This window comes from Cohnella candidum, assembly GCF_003713065.1.
Classification (GTDB): domain Bacteria; phylum Bacillota; class Bacilli; order Paenibacillales; family Paenibacillaceae; genus Cohnella; species Cohnella candidum.
The window spans coordinates 2,760,194-2,781,107 of record NZ_CP033433.1; the positions used below are offsets into that span (position 1 = coordinate 2,760,194).

15 protein-coding genes and 1 riboswitch are annotated in these 20,914 nt (G+C 57.5%); of the genes, 1 reads left to right on the top strand and 14 read right to left on the bottom strand.

Features of this window, described 5'->3' with window-relative positions; all coding sequences use genetic code 11:
* Window positions 1-121: 121 nt before the first annotated feature.
* From EAV92_RS12870 to EAV92_RS12885, 4 genes are all read right to left on the bottom strand, one after another.
* Window positions 122-3,103, bottom strand: coding sequence for an efflux RND transporter permease subunit (locus EAV92_RS12870; RefSeq protein WP_123041466.1), 2,982 nt, complete (start codon window positions 3,101-3,103; stop codon window positions 122-124).
* A 48-nt stretch (window positions 3,104-3,151) separates the two neighbouring features.
* The gene (locus tag EAV92_RS12875; RefSeq protein ID WP_123041467.1) at window positions 3,152-4,177 is read right to left on the bottom strand and encodes a flavin-containing monooxygenase; all 1,026 of its coding nucleotides are present in this window, start codon (window positions 4,175-4,177) and stop codon (window positions 3,152-3,154) included.
* A complete protein-coding gene (locus EAV92_RS12880; protein ID WP_123041468.1) occupies window positions 4,167-5,951 on the bottom strand; it encodes an ABC transporter ATP-binding protein in 1,785 nt (594 codons plus the stop codon). Before EAV92_RS12880 ends, EAV92_RS12875 begins: the two co-directional genes overlap by 11 nt.
* Before the next feature lie 195 nt (window positions 5,952-6,146).
* Complete coding sequence (locus EAV92_RS12885; protein WP_123041469.1) at window positions 6,147-6,950, bottom strand: phosphodiester glycosidase family protein; 804 nt, start codon at window positions 6,948-6,950, stop codon at window positions 6,147-6,149.
* A 163-nt stretch (window positions 6,951-7,113) separates the two neighbouring features.
* On the opposite strand from EAV92_RS12885, the gene EAV92_RS12890 reads away from it, so the two are divergent.
* Window positions 7,114-8,757 carry an ATP-binding protein gene (locus tag EAV92_RS12890; RefSeq protein WP_241158263.1) on the top strand — a complete coding sequence of 548 codons (1,644 nt, stop codon included), beginning with the start codon at window positions 7,114-7,116 and terminating at the stop codon, window positions 8,755-8,757.
* A 13-nt stretch (window positions 8,758-8,770) separates the two neighbouring features.
* Here EAV92_RS12890 and EAV92_RS12895 read toward each other — a convergent pair whose 3' ends face one another.
* From EAV92_RS12895 to EAV92_RS12940, 10 genes are all read right to left on the bottom strand, one after another.
* Window positions 8,771-9,940, bottom strand: coding sequence for a KamA family radical SAM protein (locus EAV92_RS12895; RefSeq protein WP_123041471.1), 1,170 nt, complete (start codon window positions 9,938-9,940; stop codon window positions 8,771-8,773).
* 115 nt (window positions 9,941-10,055) lie between these two features.
* A riboswitch (cyclic di-AMP (ydaO/yuaA leader) is annotated at window positions 10,056-10,198 on the bottom strand.
* 118 nt (window positions 10,199-10,316) lie between these two features.
* A complete protein-coding gene (locus EAV92_RS12900) occupies window positions 10,317-10,748 on the bottom strand; it encodes a TIR domain-containing protein (protein WP_164472760.1) in 432 nt (143 codons plus the stop codon).
* A gap of 184 nt (window positions 10,749-10,932) precedes the next feature.
* Window positions 10,933-11,568: a GntR family transcriptional regulator gene (locus EAV92_RS12905; RefSeq protein WP_123041473.1), complete on the bottom strand. Its 636-nt coding sequence runs from the start codon at window positions 11,566-11,568 to the stop codon at window positions 10,933-10,935.
* Between the two features lie 177 nt (window positions 11,569-11,745).
* Window positions 11,746-12,219, bottom strand: coding sequence for a transcription elongation factor GreA (greA, locus tag EAV92_RS12910; RefSeq protein ID WP_123041474.1), 474 nt, complete (start codon window positions 12,217-12,219; stop codon window positions 11,746-11,748).
* A 118-nt stretch (window positions 12,220-12,337) separates the two neighbouring features.
* Window positions 12,338-13,474 carry a DUF4432 family protein gene (locus EAV92_RS12915; RefSeq protein ID WP_164472761.1) on the bottom strand — a complete coding sequence of 379 codons (1,137 nt, stop codon included), beginning with the start codon at window positions 13,472-13,474 and terminating at the stop codon, window positions 12,338-12,340.
* On the bottom strand, window positions 13,446-15,857 hold the full coding sequence (locus EAV92_RS12920; protein ID WP_164472762.1) for a hypothetical protein: 2,412 nt from the start codon (window positions 15,855-15,857) through the stop codon (window positions 13,446-13,448). The genes EAV92_RS12915 and EAV92_RS12920 overlap by 29 nt, the downstream gene beginning before the upstream one ends.
* Entirely contained in the window at window positions 15,844-17,610 is a 1,767-nt protein-coding gene (locus EAV92_RS12925) for a sensor histidine kinase (RefSeq protein ID WP_123041477.1), read from the bottom strand. The genes EAV92_RS12920 and EAV92_RS12925 overlap by 14 nt, the downstream gene beginning before the upstream one ends.
* A complete protein-coding gene (locus EAV92_RS12930) occupies window positions 17,607-19,190 on the bottom strand; it encodes a response regulator (RefSeq protein ID WP_123041478.1) in 1,584 nt (527 codons plus the stop codon). The genes EAV92_RS12925 and EAV92_RS12930 overlap by 4 nt, the downstream gene beginning before the upstream one ends.
* Window positions 19,191-19,229: 39 nt before the next feature.
* Window positions 19,230-20,033 (bottom strand): carbohydrate ABC transporter permease, encoded by an 804-nt coding sequence (locus tag EAV92_RS12935; RefSeq protein ID WP_123041479.1) that lies wholly within the window; start codon window positions 20,031-20,033, stop codon window positions 19,230-19,232.
* Window positions 20,030-20,899 carry a carbohydrate ABC transporter permease gene (locus EAV92_RS12940; protein WP_123041480.1) on the bottom strand — a complete coding sequence of 290 codons (870 nt, stop codon included), beginning with the start codon at window positions 20,897-20,899 and terminating at the stop codon, window positions 20,030-20,032. Before EAV92_RS12940 ends, EAV92_RS12935 begins: the two co-directional genes overlap by 4 nt.
* Window positions 20,900-20,914 lie beyond the last annotated feature (15 nt).

Consider the following 20,914-nt stretch of genomic DNA (forward strand, 5'->3'; position numbering starts at 1 on the left):
ACACCGGATTCATCAATAAATAACTGTACTTTAGCAGGCTTTATGGTCATGCGCGACTCGGCTGGCCGACATAAGTAAAAATCCCCGCCGGGTTGGCGGGGATTCGAATGTTTTGCTTGAATCAGGCGTGATGCACGGCCGAGTCCGATAACGGCTCCGATTTATCGGATACCGCGAGGCTGTACAGCACGGGAACGATGAACAACGTCAGGAACGTCGACGTGGTCAGTCCGCCGATGACGACGACCGCCAAAGCCCGGGAGACGAGCCCGGCCTCGCTCGACAGCGCCAGCGGGAGCAAAGCGCCGATCGTCGCGATCGCGGTCATGAGAATTGGACGCACCCTCGTCGCGCCGGCTTCCAGCAAGGCTTCGTGTTTCGCCAAGCCCCGCCGCGCGTTGGCGCGCACCCGCTCCACCAGCACGATCGCGTTCGTCACGACGATCCCGTTCAGCATCAGAAGACCGATCATGGCCGGCATGCCCACGGGTTCGCCGACGAGGAACAGGCCCGCCATCGCTCCGATGACCGAGAACGGAATCGCGGCCAGGATTACGATCGGCATTTTCCATTCACCGAACGCGAGCAGCATGACCATGTACACGAGAAACACGCTGATGCCGAGCGCGATGCCCATGTTGACGAAGCCGTCGTTCATTTCCTTCGAGGCGCCTTCCGATTTCCAGGTCACCCCGTCCGGCAGCTTCAGCGCGCGGATCGCCTTCTCGGCGTCGCCTGCCACTTTGCCGGAGTTGGTATCCGTGATCGTGCCCGACACCTGCAGGTATTCGGCCTGGTTGTAATGCGAGATCGTCGTCGGATTGACGACTTCCTTCACGGCACCGAGCTCTTTCAGCGGGACCGCCGTGCCGAGCGGCGTGGCGATCAACTGATCCTGCAGCGTTGCCGTCGTCGGCGTCCCACTCATCTGAACCGACAGCACCATGTCCGTGGTTTTGCCCTGGATCTGCGCTTTGCCGATTTCGCTGCCTTCCACGAGGTTATGAAGCGTCATCGACACCGTCGCCGGCGTGAGGCCATAAGCGGCTAGCTTGGATCGGTCGAAATCGACGGAGATTTCGGGTTTCTCCCCTTCGGCGGAATTCCGAACGTCGGCCAGGCCCGGTACGCTTTTGAGCGCTTCCGTCATTTGGTCCGCAGCCTGCTTGATTTTATCGATGTTCGGTCCGTTCACGATGATTTGCATCCGGTTGCCGACGTTGATGCCTCCGACGCCGGCGAGCGTCACTTCGCGCGGCTCTTTCACCTGCTTGAACTTCTCCCGTAAATCCTGCGCCAATCCCTCGGTGTTCTGCGTCCCTTCCTTCACGGTAAACGACAGGCTGGCTGATTCCCCATAGACGTACGCGCCGACCCGGTCAACCTCCGCCCGGCTCCTGAGAATCTCCTCGATCTGCCTCGAGGCCTCGTTCGTGGAAGACAAGGCGGTTCCGATCGGCATTTTCACCGAGATGTTGTACGTCTTGACCTGCTCCGACGGCAGGAAGTTGAAGCCGAGCGACGGTACGAGAGCGACGCTTCCGATCAGCAATACCACTGCGAGCCCAAGCGTCATGAGCCGGTGGCCGAGCGCCCAGCGCAGCGCCGTGCGGTAAGACCGCTGAAGGCGGTTCTCGCGGTGTTCGGTATGCTTCAGCTTCAGCAGGGACAAGCGCGACAGCAGCGGAACGACGGATACCGCGACGAGCAGCGAGAACAGCAGCGAAATGACGATCGTCCAAGCGAGCGGGACGAAAAACTTCCCGACGATGCCCGGCACGAAAGCGAGCGGCAGGAAAACGGCGACGGTCGTGAGCGTCGACGACGTGATCGCGGAGGAAACTTCCCGAGTACCCTGCTCCACCAGTTCGGCGTCGCGATCGCGAGACATCCGGACACGCCGGAAAATGTTCTCGATGACGACGATCGAGTCGTCCACGACGCGTCCGATCGCGACGGCAATGCCGGCCAGCGTCATCATGTTCAGCGTGTAGCCGAGCTGCCTCAGCACCATGAACGAGGCGAACATCGACAGAGGGATCGACAGGATCGCGATCAGCGTCGAGCGGAGGTTACGCAGGAACAGCAGCGTGACGACGACCGCCATGAGCGCCCCAAGAAGCACTTCGCGCAGCATTCCGTTTACCGAGTGCTCGATATCGACCGATTGGTCCAGCAGCACCTCGGTTTTCGCTCCAGCAGGGAGCGGCGACTTGGCGATCTCTTCTTTCACCTGTTTGGCGATCGCGACCGCGTCTTCGCCGCCCTTCGGTATGATCGAGAGCAAAATCGCGGGTTCCCCGTTGAGCCGGGTGTAGTCGGTGACCGGCGCTTCGTAAGCGACGTCGGCGATATCGCCGAGTTTCAGCCCCGGTACGGGAAGCGGCAGGCTGCCGACTTCTTCCGCCGATTGGAACGTCGACCCGGCGCGGATCGGCAGGGTCCGGTCCTGCGTATGCAGATCGCCGATCGGGATGGAAAGATTGAAGGCCCCGATCCAAGATTTCACTTGGTCATACGACAATCGGTTCCGGGCCAAGTCGTCCGGACGAAGCCGGACGTACAGCTTCGTTTCCGCCTCGCCCCGGATGCTCACCTGCTCGATGCCCGGGATGCCGCGCATGGCCGGTGTCAGCGTATCCTCGACGTAATGCTGCAGTTCTTCCCGGCTGCCGCCGTAGAAAGCCGCTTCGTACACCTCGGCGTCCAGCCGCTCTTTTTGGAACGTCGGTTCGCCCGCGGTATCGGGAAGTTTGACTTTGGACACGGCGTCCCTCATCAGCTGTTCGGCTTTGTCCATATCGGTCGACATGCCGAATTCGATCGTGGACCAGAACACGTTCGGGTTCGCGCCCGTATACATGTTCACTTTGCCTTCGACGTTGGACAGCACCTGCTCGAGCGGCAGACCGATGTCGTTCATGACCTGGTCGGGCGAAGCGCCCGGATAAACGATGTTCATGTGCAAGTAAGGGATGCCGACGTTCGGGTATTTCTCCATTTTCATCCCTTGGACCGAATAAAGGCCGCCTGCTATAAGCAGGACGATCATCATGAAAACGGCCACCGTATTGCGCATGCTGAAACGAATGACGGAAAGCATGTAAGGTTCTCTCCTATTCCAAAAATCTCTATAATTGCCGGGTACGCCTTAGCCGAACATCCGCTTCGCCAATACCGCCGAGTCTTCGCCGACACCGCCGATCAGCGCGGACCCGCGGTTCCGCTGCCACGGCATTCCCAGGAAGAACAAGCCTTCCGGTCCTGCACCGCTTGACGCCCCGGGAATCTGGATCCAGCCGTAGTCCGAACGGAAGCCGGTCGCCCAAATAACGTTGCTCACGGTAAGGGGGTCCGCGTCGTTCTCGAACAGGATCCGGTCTTCCCGGATGTCCACGACGCGAGGTCGGAGACGCACTTGCCCTTGGCGTATCTTGTCCCGCAGTTCCAGGCCGAAAATCGGATCGTTCCGCTTCCGAACGACTCTGCCGACCGGGGAATCGGCGCCCGCGCGCAGCAGGCCGGTTTTGCCGAACCACCAGAAAATGCTCTTGCCGAACAGCTGCAGCGGCATGAATTTCAAAGAATGCCCACTGGACAAATATACGTCTCGTTCGCTGCTCAATTCAACCGCAATTTGCGCGCCGGAATTCCCCGCTCCCGCCACGAGCACGGAACCCGGACGAAGCTGGGAAGCGTTCCGGTATTCTGACGAATGAAGCTGGGTCACGCCATCCGACAGCCCGTGCGCCGCAGGCGGCACATATGGCCGATGAAACGGCCCCGTGCACACGACGACTTGTTTCGCGTAGAACATGCCCCGATTGGTGAAAGCCCGGAATAGACCGTCGATTTTATCGAGCGCCAGCACTTCCGTACCGAGTAGGACCGGCAGGCCGAAATGAAGGGCGTAGCTTTCGAGATAAGCCGCGATTTCGTCCTTGGAGGCGTACCCGTTCGGGTCGCCCATCAGCGGCAAACCCGGCAGCGAGCTGTACCAGCGGGGCGTGAACAGCACCAAAGAATCGTACCGTTTTCTCCATACATCCCCTACCTGCTCTTCTTTCCCTAAAATGACGAATGATTTGCCGAGCTTCTGCAACTGGCCGCCCATCGCCAGCCCCGCTTGCCCGGCCCCGATCACGAGTACGTCGAGCGTTTCTTGTTCATGAAGCATCTTTGCGCACGTTCCTTTCGTTTCGCCCGGCCGATTGCCGGTCTTCCTCGCTCTGTTTGGAGAAAAGTTCCTTATAGTAGCCATCCCTCTGGAGAAGCTCTTGATGACTTCCGCTTTCGATGATCTCTCCGCGCTTCATGACGAAAATCCGGTCCGCGTCCTGAACGGTGGACAGCCGGTGGGCGATCATGACGACGGTTTTATCTCGATGCAGCCGCCGGAGCGATTCCTGGACGAGCCGTTCGCTTTCGTTGTCGAGCGCGCTGGTCGCTTCATCCAGAATGATCAGGGATGGATCCTTCAAAAACACCCGCGCGAGCGCGATCCTCTGCTTCTGCCCGCCCGAAAGCTTGATTCCCCGTTCTCCAATCTCCGTGTCGTAGCCGTTAGGAAGAGCGCTAATAAAATGGTGGGCGAATGCCTTTTCGGCCGCGGCGACCATTTCTTCGTCCGTGGCGTCCGGTTTGGCCAACTTGAGGTTGTCGCGGATGGAGGAGCTGAACAGGAAATTGTCCTGGGTCACGACTCCCATTTGCTCCCGCAGACTCATCAAAGAATAGTCCCGGATGTCCGCGCCGTCTATGCGGATTTCGCCGCCCGAAGTGTCGTACATGCGGATGAGCAGCTGCAGCAACGTGCTCTTGCCCCCGCCGCTTTCTCCGACGAAAGCGTACGTCTTGCCTTTGTGCAGCGTCAGCGTCACCCGCTTCAGCACCGGATCGCCGCCGGGATACGAGAAGGAAACGTCGCGGAACGCGATCGAATCGGACAGCCCTTTAAGGATGACGGGATTTTCTTTCTCCTTGATCGTTGAGGGGATGCGCAAAAACTCGAAAATCCGCTGGAGCGCCACGTTGCCTTCGGTAATCGCGGGGAAAGCCTGCACCAGCGCGGCGACGGGGCTCCTCATTTTGTCGACGTAAGCGAAAAACGCGATCAGCCCGCCCAAGGTCAAACCGCCTTTGATCACGAACAGGCTGCCCGTCAGCACAACGGCGAACGGGGTGATGTCGCTCAGCACGTTGACGCAGGACAACGTGATCGCGTTCAATTTCGCGTGCTTGTCCGTCAGCTTTTCGTAGTGATCCAGATGGCGGTCCAGCTCGGCGAGGTCGCGTTTTTCGGAGGCGAACAGCTTGGAAATGAACGCGCCCTGGATTTTTTCGAAAATGAACCCGCTCAGCACGGACCGGTAATTCATCATGTCCCGGGTGGATACTTTGAATTTCTTGGAGAGGTAATGGGCCAGTCCGAATTGCAGCGCGACGAGCCCGATCGCCAGCAGCGTCAGCTGCAGGTTCAGCGTCAGCATGACGGTGACGACGAACGCGAGCACGACCATTTCGATCCAGATGTTGCCGAGCACGGCGGTCATCATGCCTCTCGCTTTCTCGATGTCGTCGAAGAAACGCGTGCCGATTTCGCCGCTTTTGTGGTCCGCGAAATATTTGGCGTCGAGCGCGTGGACTTTGCGGAAAGCGCCCCGGCGCAGCGCCTTGATGACATTGTTGTTGGCGGTATGCAGGCTGTACTGCCTAACGTATTCCATCGGCATGCGGACGACCAGGAACACGCCGCACATTGCCGCAGCGATGAGCAGGATTTGGCGGACTTGCTCCGCGTGCGTGAACGAACCTTCATGCAGCAAGTGGTCAAACAGGTATTTCATCATCAACGGAACGGTCAGGGGGATGAGGAACCGGAACAGGCTGCCGACGAACCCCCACGAATAAAGCTTCATCTCTTTGCGAACGTAAGGCCATAACAATCTCATAGGCTGCAAACTCTCCTTGCGCGCGTCACTTCGATTCCGCGCCGGATGTCCTGGGTCAACGGGTACTCCCAGGCGGTATGCAGCTATCTTATTACGGAGAGGACAGCCGGAACGCGCAAAACTTGGAGCCCGGAGCGCAAAAAAATGCGGATCGGACGCAAAAATAGGGCCACTTCGCTCTCGCGAAATGGCCCACTATTTCAATAGCCTAAGCATCTCCACGACGGGACGGCCGTCGCCTTTCAGCTCCTTCTCGCGACTGCGCAACTGGGAGGAGCCGTCGCCGTCGAGGAAAATGCCGTCCACCAGCCCCAGCGCGCCGATCTTCTCCAGGATCGCGTCACGGAAGGCGGCGAGCGTCCCCTTTGTTTCGCTCACGATCAAGTACAAATTCCCTTGGGCATCGAATGCCGCGGCGGATCTCAGACGATCCTCGTCCGCGAACGGCGCGTTTTCGGCGGCCGCCTGCTGCATCCATCCGAAATTGTCGCCCAAAGACATGCTGATGCCGCCCTGCGCCCAATAACGGGAACGGTCCGTAACAGTCAAATCGGACGCCTTGCTAACAATTTGTACGCTGAGCGCGTCGGCGGCGCCGTCCCAGACGAGCGTTCCGCGCGCGTATTTGACGTTCGAGCCGCCGCTTCCATAAGAGCCGTTCGCTTGATGTACGGGAATATCGTTCACCACGGCGAGGCTGAGCAAATCCTTCTGATAGAAAAATCCTCCGTTGATTCCGTAAAACGCCGACAGCGTCACATTCTCGTTCACGACCGCCGGCTCTATGTTGGACGGACGCGTTCGCAGATAGTGCAGCTCCATGCCGTTGGCCGCCTTCACCGCTCCATATAGGTAAGCACGGGGAGCGTTGGGGTCCGGCTGGCGTTTCGGACTTTCGCCGCTTCCGGCCATCCAAAGAACGGACAAACCGAAAATGGCGGCCAAGAGGACCAAAATGGACGCTTTACCGGGGATTCTGATGATCGGACGTCGTTCCATGGCGATTTCCTTCTTTACCGCATGATGAATTGAAACTACACGATCTCACGACACCGGTCAATGCCTGTTCTGGATGTTCATGGAACATGTGGATGCCGTTTGTGTTAATATTAAGGAAAACGATATCCGTCGTGCCATTCTATCGGTTTGGGAGTGTACAGCTTTGGGCCACAAGTTCTATGCGTATGGAATCACGCCGATCGTTACCGTATTCATCGCTGCCGCCTCCATCCTGCTCGACAAAACGCCCATGATCATTCCCATGCTCGTTTCGGGCCTCTTGTTCATGCTTACCGCCACTTTGAAATCGCGTTACGGAGTGCTCCGATACTGCCAACCGGTTACGCTCGGCCTTTTTCATTACTTCACCCATCTCAATTGGACGGAAATCCTGTACCTCATTCTCATCAGCTTAGTCGTACGGAAACACCATCGATCCTACGTCTCATTCTTGTTCACCGGCATTCTAGTGCTGGAATACACCGTCATTCGGTTAACCTATATGCCTCATACGACGTATAACATGGTCGTTTCGTTATTCGATTTCCTCGCCGTTTACCTGGTCGTGGTCGTCTTTCAATATTTCCTTCATTCCGAGCAGCTCGCGAAACGCCTGCAGGAGCAAACGAATTATTTGACGACCCATGATCCGCTGACCGGCTTGCTGAACTACGACTGCTTCCTCAAGGCGATCCAAGACCTCGTCGACCAGGACCGCGAGTTCGCTCTCATCACCCTGGATCTGCAGGATTTCAAATCTTACCATACGCCGAACATCCATAACGGCAACGAAATCATGATCAATATGTCTTCGAAATTGAAGAAGACGTTTAAGGATTCGCTCGCCATGTCCCGTTATGCGGGAGACCGCTTCGCCGTCGCCGTCCCCCAAAAGGACAACCTCCTCGCCGAAGTCGACCGTCTCATGGATAGCAACCATTTCGGTTTTTTCGTGACCTATGCCGTTTCGAATTACCCGCAGGAAGCCGCCACGGCCGCCGTCCTCATCTCGATGGCCGAGGACCGCCTGTTCCAGAACAAACGCAACGGTTGGCTGCTGCGTGAGGAAATCCGCTTCCAAGAAGAAAAGCTGAGAATGGTGGGAGAGCTTGCCGCGGGCATGGCTCATGAAATCCGGAATCCGCTGACCACGATCAAAGGCTTCATGCAAATTTCCAAAAACAACGATTATACGATGAAGCCCTGGTTCGACCTGGTCATGAGCGAAATTACGCGGATGAGCGAGTTGACGGCCGAATTTCTTCAATTCGCGAAGCCGCATATCAGCAACATGAAACCGGAACTGGTCCAAAGCTGCATCGACAGGGTTCTCTATTTAACGGAGTCCGAAGCCGCCCTTTTGGGCCATCTGATCCACCACGAACGGTCGGACGAGCCCCTGCAGGTTTTGGTAGACAAAGACAAATTGGTTCAAGTGCTGCTCAACTTGATCCGCAACTCCTTCGAAGCCATGAAGGAATCGGGTTCGGTTCATATCCGGCTGCGCGGCGACACGAAGCATTGTTTCATCGAGATCGAAGATACGGGCAGCGGCATGACGCAGGAACAGATGGAAAAGATTTTTACGCCGTTCTTCACGACGAAGGAAAGCGGCACGGGGCTCGGACTCTCGATCTGCAAAAAAATCATTCAAGACCACGGCGGATCGCTGGACGCTCGAAGCGTACTGGACCAAGGCTCCTCATTTACGGTCAAATTGCCTCTACTCACCGAGATGCCCGTTCAGGCGGATGCGGATGACAATACGCAAAAAACCGATCAGGGGATTTCCCTGATCGGTCGTTAAGCTTCGCTGCCGGCTAAACCGTCTGTTTGCGAGGAGGAAATTCCGGCAGTGCGTTCACCGAGACGACCGCTTCCGTGCGTTTAACCGGCTTCTTCCAGTAACGTTCGTTCCCCGGCAGGTCGTCGAACCATGCGGCTTCGGGAGGGCAATCGAGCACCATGAACTTGCCGTACTCTCCGTCGCGGGATTGGTGATATTTTAAATACGCTTTGCCGCCCTCGATGGCCAGGATTTCGATTTTTCCCGATGTATGGCTCATCGACAGCCGGACGCGCTTGCCCAATCCGGAAGTGTACGACTTCGCTTTCTCCACGATCTCATACACTTCCGCCAGCGGAAGGACGAACGCCCGATTGCCGGCGACAGGGCGATTCACGAAAAAATAGTACGGCGTAACGCCCGCCCACGACAACCGGTCAAGCAGTTCCCCCAACACGCGCGGATCGTCGTTAATTCCTCTCAGCACGGGAGTTTGGTTCACGACGATGGCACCGGCCCGATGAAGCGCGTCGAAACCCCGAACCGCCTCCTTCGTGATTTCTCTCGGATGGTTAATATGCGCCATGACGTAAATCCGCTTCTCCGGCGTGGAATGAACACGGATCGTCTCGAGCAGCTCCTCGTCCTCGTAAATCCGCATCGGATTGAAAACCGGCAGCTTGGACCCGAGCCGGATGATCTTCACGTGCTCGATCTCCCTCAGCCTCTCGAAGATCGCCTTCAGCTTCGGCGTCCCCAGAATCAAGCTGTCTCCGCCCGTCAGCAGGACATTGCTGATCTCCGGGTGTTCCGCGATATACTTCAGCCCCGGCTCCACGTCCGTCACAGCCTCGTTCACATCGTTGCGAAACAGCCTTTTTCGGAAGCAGTACCGGCAATAAGCCCCGCATACTTCCGACACGATCAGCAACGCCGTGGAACGGTATTTATGCTGGCAGCCCGGTACGACGTAATTCGTATCCTCGTCCGAAGCATCCCATCTGCCGTATTCGCTCAGTTCGTCCGCATTTGGAATCACCAATTTGCGAATCGGGTCCGACGGATCCTCCCAATCGATCAAATCCAAATAATAATCGTTCACCCGGAAAACGAATTTGTCCGTTATTCGCTTCAGCAGCTCTCTTTCATGCTCCGGGATTTGCCGGATTCTGGCCAGATCGGTGATATACTTGGGCTTCGCCATACGACTCCCTCCTTCAAAATAGGGTGGATTGCCTTTATTTGAAGGGTCCTCGGCAAATGAAAAAGACCCGCTGTACGGGTCGAAAGACAGACGCGGTGAAGCCGCGCCTGAAGATGCCTGACCCATCCAAAGCTGACGAGGTTAGCTGACGGACTCGGGATAGATGGTTCCCTACGGTCCTGAACGCGGACCGATTCGCCCCAAAAAATTGGTTCCCCCGCTTCCCGGCTCTTGCCGGAAACTAAGCTGTTCAATATGGAGTTGAGAAAGTTGACAACCGAATTATTTCCACTATAACAAAGACTTTCCAATCTGACAACTCATTTTTATATTGAAGTTGTTTGTAAAAATTTTCTTCCTCGCCCGTTGGATCCCATCAAGGTTCGACCAGTTTCCGAATGGCGCCGGTGATCGCTTCGGCATTCCAGTCCACGATAAGATCCGCGTTTTCTTTGACCAGCAGCGAGGTTTTCGCCGAGCCGTAGCGTTCGACCGCAATCAACGGTTTGCGAAGCTCCTCTTTACAGGCGATCAGCTCTTTGTTGATCCATCGACTGTAAGACGGATAAACGCCGCACAGCAAAATCACGGCATCGCAAAATTTCATTTTGCTTTTGATCAACTCGTACAGTTTCCGTTCTTCCATCGCAGCATGAACCGGATGATGAGGAGAGATGGAATACGACTGATACCGGAACGCCTCCTCGGCGTCCATAAAAGATTTGAGTTCCCGAACGGAATGATTATGATTCCAGGTATGGCTTAAATACAGTTTATAGGTGCGTTCCCGTTCCCGATCGTTTGACACGGCCTCGCTACACCTCGCGGATATGGCTTGTAAAACAAAGAAGAGCCCTCGTGAACAGGCTCAACTACCCTCATGATATCAAAACCGAACCACACTGACAACCTATTAACCGTTTAAAAGTTGTTTGTAAAACAATGCAATAAAAAACCGCCCCACGGGCGGTTCGTGCTTTAGAGGAACGAGGTCAAGCTTCCTTGCGCGGTTGGTTGATGAACTGCTCGGTTTTTTGATACGTTTTTTCGTCCCCGACGACGACCAGCACGTCGCTTTCCCGGATCACGACATGGGGTCCGGGCGAGATCGATACGCCCGTTCCCCGTCGCAAGGCGATAATGGTCGCCCCCGTGTTTTGCCAGAATTGCAAATCGGCGATCGTCTTGCCCACGGTGTGGGAGGACTCACGGACCTCGATTTCGACGGGATGATAAGGCTTCAGATTCTGAAGGCGATCCGAGGCTTCAATGATCTCGGACAGCAGGGAATCGAATTTCCGGTCAATCTCTCTCTTTTGCCGAAGAAGCAGCTGCAGATCCTGCTTCAGGGAATACACGGATTTCAGGTAATGGTTTTTCGTAACGTACTCGCTTGCTTTCTGTTCCGAAAGAACGACGTTTTCCTTCCCTTGGGAGACGGAAACGATATTCTCGTCCTTGAGCAGGCCGATCGCTTTGCGAATCGTCTCTGGAGAAACGTGATACTGCCCCGCGAGCAGGGATCTTCCCGAAATTTTGCTGCCGACCGGAAATTCTCCGCTGACGATCCGGTGAGCGAGATCGAGCGCGATCGATTTATAACCGGCCGTTTCCGTGGTGTCTGCCATTTGGCTGTCTCTTCCCCTTATTCTCGACGAGTGACGACATTCCCATAATAGCCCAAGCATACGGCTTTTCAACGTTTATGTAAACGGGTCTTGCCTATGTTTTCGGCCCCTTCGTATTCGACGACAAACAAGGGCGCGGATCCGAGTGACCCGTGCCCTTGTTTGTTTGGAACCCCGCTACTTGATTTCGAGAAGCTTGTATTGAATGGTGCCCATCGGAGCATTGACTTCAATGACGTCGCCGACTTTCCTGCCCATGAGTTGAGTCCCCAGCGGGCTCATGTAGGAAATTCTGTTTTCCGCCGCATTCGCTTCGGCCGTGCCGACAATCCGGTATTCCACGGTTTCTTCGAATTCGACGTCATACAAGACGGCAACCGAACCTACGTTGATTTTATCGGCTCTCGCGCTTCCCGGGTCCACGACTTGGGCCACTTTCAACATGCGCTCCAGCTGCAGAATCCGGGTTTCCATGAACGCCTGATCGTCCTTTGCCGAATGGTACTCGCTGTTTTCCTTCAGGTCGCCGTAACTGATCGCCACTTTCAGCCTCTCCGCAAGTTCCCTACGTTTCACTGTCTTCAGCTCGTGGAGCTCCTCTTTCAGTTTCTGTAAGCCCTCCGGCGTCAAAATGACTTCTTCGTTGCTCATCGTTCAAACTCCCCATTTTTTAGCGTTAGATCCCATTTTACCTTAATGTCTCGAGAATCCCTAGTAAAAGAAAAAACCTGACAATCGCTCAAAAACGATCATCAGGCCGACATTTCATTCACCCGCGGTGAATTTTCTTTTCAAGATCCCCGATCAGCGACCGATCCTGCGTGACTCCGATGAGGCATTGGGTCGTATCGCTTCCGCCCGGCGGCAAAATGAAAGCTTCGCCGTCCGTGTGTTTCTGGGACATGCGGTTCGGCCTCGTTCGGCAAGGCTCCAGCGCGAACATGAATCCGTATTCGGAGATTTCCTTGGCAATCAGCGAACGAGGGAAGGCGGACAGCGGCCGGATCACGTATCCGGCGGCGTCTCCGGAAGCGTTCACGACCATTTCGGCGGCGAATCCCGCCCGCTGCGGCATCGCCTCCACATAATCGCGCAGCTCCGCCCGTTCCTCCAAGCCGCGTACGGCTTCCGGAACGTATTGGTAGCAGCGGATGGGCGAGAGGCCTTCCGAGATCGGAGGAATCCGCAGCGGATCCTCTTCCGGCGGGGCGTTATCCCTCAGCAGCATCGCCTCCGAGGATACGGGCAGCACATAGCGGCCTCCTTCATGCAGAAACGGTCCGCACAACTGGACGTGATAGCCGTCGTCCAGCGTCAACGCGCGGTCCGACAGATTCGTCGTCGTTTCCTCGCGGAGCAGGCATTCCGAGCCCCAGCGAGTGAACAGTCGCACCCGTTTCCCGAACTGGGGCCGTTCCCCGTAACCGACGACGCTGACGCTCCCTTCGAAGGTCAGCCCCTCCTCATCCGCCCAAACCGCGATGCTGCGCAAATCGGCCGGAGAATAGGAACCGGTGCCGTGGAGCGTATATCCTTCTCCCGGCGTGCCGAACAATTCGGGGCCGATCGAGGCAACGGCGGCGTAAAAGCCCTGCAGCCAGCCCGTTCCGCCGCCTGCCGTCAAGTCCACTCGATCCGGATGCAGCAGGCAGCTGTCCCCCCGCTCCCAGCTCATTTTTTCGCCATCCAGGACGATCTCCCCGATGTCGAGCCCCCTTTCCGGCAGCACAGTGAAGGTCAGAGCTCCGTTATGAAGCTCGATCTCATGCAAGGTCGCGCCCCCCGCATCCCGTCTAACCTTCAGCGACGCCCGTCCTCCGGCAGCCCCGACCGGGATCTCCCGCCTCCGTTGCAATTCGTCCCAACGCCAAAGACTCTCATTCCCGTTCGAATTTTCCGTCCGCATAGTAAACGACGCCCGCCTCCTCGCCCTCGCCGCACACGTAAGAGGCGTTCTCCTCGTAAAAATGGTATTCCCTCGGATACGCGGCATAGCTGGTCACTCGGTACCGGCCGCCTTCGGAAAAGATTTCGCCGTTCACGCAACGAATTTCTCCATCCGCCCGATACAAAAAAGTTTTCGTGCCGAAGCCGGCCAAATAAGCCGCGAGTTCCTCGCCCATGTCCCAGTCGTACCCGGAATCCCCTTGGAACAGCCCTTTGAAAATCTCGCCGTCCCGCTCGGTGAAAGTCGATTGCCCGAAGCGGTTTCGGGACAGGTCCGGACGATTCAGGTGGGGGCCGGCCACGCTGTATGTGGAGGCGGCCTCCCCCTTCCGCAGCTTCAGGCGCGTGGCGGTCGCATTCCAGTCGTAGCAGTAGAATACGGCCATCGTGGAACGGTAGGCGGCCAGCAGATATTCCGGATCTCGCAGGGTTTCATACCCCACGAGAGCCGAAGCCGCCGAGAGACCGCCCCATAGGGAATGAATCATATAAGACAGGGCTTCCCACCAGCGGTCCGGATTTTGCGCGCGGAAATCGTTGCTGAAGCCGATGTTGGCCAGCAGCAGCTCGCCATAACGCGTCGCTTCCTGCGGATGTCCGGACCGGCACAAAGCCTCGAATGTCGGCCCGAAGCCCGCGTTATCGAAGTAATGCTCCGTTACCGCGCCGCGATAAGAGTCGCTCTCGGCCCGGAGGCGCTCGCCCGTCGTCCGCCACAGCGCGGAAAGCCGGTCATACGCTTCCCTCAGTTCCGGCGAGCGTTCCAAGTCCCGCAGAAGTTCCTCGATGAACAGGATGTAGACCCCGAGCATTTCCGTCTCTTCCCGCTCCCGCTCCTCTTTGTGAAGCGCGGGGTCCAAACGCACGATCATCACCTCGGCGGCCCAACGCAGGTACTCCTCCGGCGCGTGGCGGACCAGTTCACCGCCCCCGAAACGAGACAGCAGGTAGAATACGTGTGCCACGTAATCCAGATCGAATATTCGGTAGAAATGTCCGTACAGCGGAGTGGGACGGCGGAAATCGCCCTCCGTGAACCATTTGGGACGGACGTAAAGTACCGCCCCGTCCTCCACCTTGCGAATTTGCCGCGCATCCCGGGTGCCTATGGCATTCTTCATCAGGACGAACACGGCTTTGCCCAGGGATTCCCCCTGATTCGAGATCGGCAGGAACGCATGAGGCGTCTCGGCGTCCGGTCCCGCGCACAATTCGCGGCAAATGAAGTCCGCCCGCGCTTCGATCACCTCACGGATGGGCTCCGTGACGTTGAACACGACGCTGTCCGTCCTCCCGCCGCCGGTCTGCAGGGACAGCTTCTTCTCGCCAGGCTTCCCGGCTTCCAGCCGAAACCGAAAAGTTCCGTCCGCCTCAGTCGCCCCGTAAAGCTCCCGCCGGACCACTCGGCCTTCCTCCGCTTCTTCCAACCACAGCGCACTCGGCCCTTGTCCCTCCGGCAAGCGCACCGCAGCCTCGAACGAGCCGCCCTTAACCGCCACCGGCGGAACATCCCATACGGGATGGCCCAAGCGCCCGGCCAGCTCATAGAACTCTTCCCGCGACGCGAATGGAAGAATGCGATATGCCCAAGTCAAAGACGCGCCTTCCCCGATCGTGACGGGTTCGCCTTCGCCGCCGTAGATCCAATCCGACGACGCCGCGGCAGCGGAACCGGATGAACCCGTCAATCCGTCTCCGACCAGAACCAGACGGTGATACAGAATTCCGTCCAAAGACGGCGACACGTCGTGGAAAAACAGGTTCTCGAACCGGCAGAAAGTGCCGACCGACCTGGTTTCTCCCTCCACGGCGTAGAGGCCGAGATGGGGACCTCGGTTGCTCCGGCGCACGCACGCCAATTTGCTGAAATGCTTCGATACCGAAGGGAAAACGGCACAAGACTGCTCCATGTTGCGCCGCACGTCCGGGTCCTTGAACATCACGTAAGCGACGGAAGCCCAGATCCCGAAGTCCTCGACCGTGAGCGGTCCTTTGCCCGTATTCCGCAACGCGATATTCCAGGTCAGGCTGCCCTCATCCCCGCTCAAATCGTAGCCGATCTTCACCTGGAAACGGCCAAACCCGTACACCGCATCGACCCGGTTCTCGCCCGAGCGCAGCAATGCCGGAGCCGGAAACGCACTGCTCGTATAGTCCTCTCCGTCCACCCGAACGCCGAAATGCCCGAATAGCTTGTCTTCGTCCGGGTAACCGGCCTGATGAAGATAAGAAGCGTCGAGAACCCAATTCATACCCTCGGGATCGCCCTTCATCACCAGCCGCTCGATGAACCCCCGGCTGGACAGCTCACACAGAAAAACCGAATTGCTAATGGAAACCACGGGTTCCACCTCCGTCATCGTTGCCTTCTCGCACTTCTTTATCTCCCGACGGGTCGGGAAGCCGCACGGTGACGACCGTCCCGGACCCTTTCTCGCTGGCCAGCGCCAGCCCGAATTCCGGGCCGTAATGGAGCCGGATTCTCTGGTGCACGTTGCGTAGGCCGAAGCCGTGATCCTTATCCGTCTCCTCCTCCGCGTCCTCCTCCAGCGAAGCCCGGACCCGCTCCAGCTGTTCCGCGTCCATGCCGACGCCGTCATCCTCGACCTCCAGGACGACGAATCCGGGTTCGCCCCAAGCCCGCACGTAAATGTGGCCCGCTTCGTCCCGTTTGCGGATGCCGTGGTTGATGCTGTTCTCGACCAGGGGCTGCAAGATGAACTTGATCATTTTCACGCGTTCGATGCTGTCGTCGGCTTGAATGTCCCAATACAGCTGGCCCGCGAAACGGATCTCCTGGATTTTCAGGTAATAGGTCACGTGCCGGATTTCGTCCCCGACCGTGATCATCTCGCGCCCCTGGTTGAGGCCGATCCTGAAAAGCCGGGATAGGTACGTGACGATGTCCGCGATCACGGGATCGTCGTGCCTGCGGGCCAGCATGTTGACCGAATCCAGCGTGTTGTACAGAAAATGCGGGTTGATTTGGTATTCAAGCGTCTGCAGCTGAATCTGCCGGCGCTTGTTTTCTTCTTCCTTGTTCTTCTCGATCAGGCTTACGATTTCGTCGGACATACTGTTGAGCGCCTGGGTCAATTCCCCGATTTCGTCGTTGCGTTCAATCGGAATCCGCACGGCGAACCGGCCTTCCCCGATGTGCTTCATTTTGCGCTGCAGCAGTTTGAGCGGCTTGGTGATCCGATGGGACAGAAACAGCACCAGGAAAATGGAGAAGATCAGCAGCACGACGGCCGTGAACAAAATGCCGTAGAACATTTCGGCGGCCGGTTCCAGCACCAGCTCGCGGGGTATCCAGGATACGAGCGTCCAGGGTCCCCGGACGTTCGCGAAAGCCACGCTCCTTGCATCCCCGAGCCGCAGCTCGCGCTCCCCTCCCCCGCCTAACGATTCGCCCAGTTCCCGAACCCGCTCGGGATCCATCGAAGCGTCGGTGATGACGGAGAAATACCCTTCCCGGTCATAGACCCCGAACTGCTGGCCGGCGTCCAACGTGTAACGCGCGATCGTCCGCTCGATTTCGGAACGGTCGAAAAACAGGAACAGGTAGCCGATCGTCCGGGTCAGGTCGGTCTGGTTATCGTTGATTTGACGGTACAGGACGACCTTCCCCTGCTCGTTCCAGACGTCCCACACAGGAAGGCCGCCATATTGGTCGGCCGCGGCCATGTGCAGCTGGATATACCGCTGGATCTCGTACCCGTCGCCGTAAACCGTCTTTTGTCCCTTCACGAGAAACAGAGACACGCGCGGATCTTCCGAGCTCGCGTATTTCTGTACCGCCTGTCGGAAACGAGTCGTCTTTTCGAGCTGATCGGCGGACGGCGCCGGCATGGGAGTGGCAAGGTAAGCCTGGATGTCGCGGTCTCCGAATATCCGGAGGGACAAATCCTCCAGCTTCTGCCGCAAGCCGTCCAGCTCCCCGGCGAGGTTGCCGCCGACCTGCTCCTGATGCCGGATATAGCTCTGCATCAGGTAATGCTGAAGAGCATAATAAACGTTCACGCTGCTCAGGATGACCGGGACCAGAATAATCAGGGAGAAGAACAGCATCATCTGGGTCCTGAGCGATTTCATTGGGGAGCTTCCGCCTTCTCGCGGAATTCGCTGGGCGAGCACCCGACGTTTTTCTTGAACATGAAGCTGAAATAATGAGGATTCGCGTAGCCGACCTTCTCGGCGATCTCATAGTTTTTCAGTTCGCTCCTCCGGAGCAGCCGTTTGGCCTCCTCCAACCGGCAATCGGTGATGTATTCGACGCAGGTGGTCCCGGTTTTCTGATGGAAAATCCGGGACAGGTAGTTGGGCGTGATGCAAAGCACCTGCGCGATCTGGGCCACGCTAAGCGAGGAGTCCCGGAACCTGTCATCGATGAGCTGCCGCGCTTGGTCGACGAGACGGCCAACGTAATCGGCCTGTCCGGCGTCTTTCCCTTCCGCGATGCCGGCGAAGAGTTCCTGCAGGAGCTTCTGCATCTGCTGGTACGAGCTCAGCTTCTCCAGCCTGGCCACGCTCTCGGAGTAAGACGGGATGCCGTTCACTCCGAGCTCGTCGGCGAGCCGGTAGACGGCTGCCATCAGTTGGACGAAGGACAGCCGGATCTCCTCGGGCGTCGGATTTTGCGACGACAACCGATCCAGGAACGGAGCCAGCGCCGATTCGCCCGGACGCCCCCGATACCGCAGCGTTTCCAGCAACTCCTTCTCTTCCTCGTAAGGATATTCGACGCGCTCCCGGCTGCGGGAAGGGATATCCTCGAAGCGGATAAAGCCCGTGCGGTCCATCAGAGCCAAATATCGGGTGCCCTCTAGCGCTTCCGAAGCCGCGACCCGAAGCTCCGTCGGATCGCTCCTCGGGTATCCCCCTCCGATCCCGACGGCGATCTTGAGCGTGCGTTCGATCGCTTCGGCCGTCCGGCTCCAGGCTTCGGCATCGACGGGCCGGGAAAGCAGGCCAATCAGCGTGGTGTCCCCATGCTCCAGCATGTGGACGACCGAGGTGCCGTGGATCTCCTCCACGATATTCCGAATCGCGAACCGAACGAGAGGCATTTCATTCTCGCCGTAACGGGAATACACCTGCTCCGGCCGGCAGATGCGGATGGCCGTGCAGGCGTATACGGGATAAGAAGCCTCGATGTCGCCGGCCTTCGCCCGCGCCTCGAATTCCCGCGTCGTCGGAATCGCTCCCTCCAGCACGTCACGCCAGAAATTCTCCTCGACGATGGGCTTGTATTGATCCAAGCGCCGCGCGGCAGCTTCATTCCAGTTCCGCAGCCGGCTCTCCTGCTGGATTTCGTCCCGAAGACTCTCTACGATCTGCTTCAGCTCTTCGGGGAAAATCGGTTTGACCATGTATTTGGCCACTCCGATCTCGATCGCTTCCTTGGCGTATTCGAATTTCTCGTAGCCCGTCAGGATGACGAAGCGGATGAACGGATACCGCTCCCGAACTTTTTTCGCGAAGTCCAGGCCGGACATCTCGGGCATGAATATGTCGGTGATGATGAGATCCGGCAAATACCGTTCCATCTTCTCCATCGCTTCCATCGCGTTTTTCGCGTCCACGACTTCCTCGAAGCCCGACGCCCTCCAATTGATCAAAGCGCGAAGGCCGTCACGAATGACGGCCTCGTCGTCCACGATCATGACTCGCATTTCCGCTCCCCCTTTGGCGCCGAAAACAGAATACCCCGATTATTTCACGGCGCCTGCGGTCAGTCCACCGATTATTTTCTCACTCAACAGGGAATATATGAGAATCGTCGGCAGAACCGCGATCACCATGGCCGCGAACGCGACCGGATAGTTGGCCGAGAACGTCGACAGGAAGAAGCGGATCGCCACCTGCAGCGTACGGGTGCCTTCGCTCTGCGTCAACAGGTTGGCGAACAACAGCTCGTTCCACGCGGTGATCATCAGGAAGATGCTCGCCGTCGTCATGCCGGGATAAGAAATCGGCAGAATAACGTTGAAGAACGTCCGGTGCACGCTGGCCCCGTCGATAAAGGAAGCCTCCAGAATTTCGTGTTGGATGGACTCCATGTACGTCTTGACGATCAGGATACTGAGAGGTAGGGAGACCCCTGCGTACACCAACGCAACGCCTGCCAAACTGTCGTACAGCCCGATCCAGTTCACGATGAAGTAATAGGGAACCAGGAACGCGTTAGTCGGGATGAAGATGCCGAACGTGATCAGCAACAGCAGCCCCGGCTTGAATTTGAACTTATACATGAACGCGTAGGAAACGAGCGTGGCGATGGCGACCGCCAGAATCGTCGACGAGACCGCCAGGATCAGCGAATTGAAGAAATACTTCGGAATCGGATGGCTCTCCAGCACCGACCGGTAGTTGTCCCAGGACCAATGCTCGGGCAGCTTGAAGGGAGCGGAGAACAGCTCGGAGCTGGTTTTGAACGAAGCCAGGATCAGCCACAAGAACGGAACGAGCGTGACCAACAGAAACAGAACGATGACGAGCCAACGGAAACCTTTCACCGCAACCCCCTCCTTTCTCCGATGCGAAGGACGCCGAATACGAGCAGCATGGCAACTGCGCCGAGCAGGATCGTAACCAGGCCCGCCGCCATCGAGACGCCGTACCGGTTCGCCGTGATCATTTCCCGGTAGATGTACAGGGATAAGTTCAGCGAAGAATCGGCCGGGCCGCCGTTGGTCATGAGCAGCGGATATTCGAACATGCGGAGACAGAACGCGGTGTTGAAAATGATGTTGATTCCGATGGCGCTCTTGACCAGAGGAATCGTGATGTACCGGTCCTTCTGCCACGAGGTCGCTCCGTCGATGTCCGCGGCTTCGTACATGTCTGGCGAGATCGTCGACATTTGCGTGAGGAAGATCACCATCGTAAAGCCGACGTACAGCACGAACGGCACCATGTTGGCGAACACGGCCGTGCCCGGATCGGACAGCCACGCATGCGTCCAGGAGGTCAAGCCCGCGACCTTCAGCCCGTTATTCACCAGGCCGAGAGACACGTGCAGCACGAAGTACCACAGGAACGCGAGCGCCGTCGTCGAAATGACGTTCGGCAGGAAGAATAGCAGGCGGAACGCTTTCCAGCCCCGCGGTTTTTTGAACAGGATGAGGGCGAGCAGCAGGCCGAGCGGCGTGTGCAGGAAAATGCCGGCCAAAATCCAGTAAATCGTGTTGACGGTTGCGGTCTTGAACGAAGGATCGTCGAACAGGAAGCGGAAATTGTCCAGTCCGACGAATTTCATCGCGCCGAGCCCGTTCCACTCGTGCAGGTCGACGTACATCACGAACAGGATCGGGAATACGAAAAAGACGACGGTAAAGAGCAAGGCGGGTGCGAGATACCAGTATATTTGCCTTGAGGTCATGCGAACGCCGCTCCT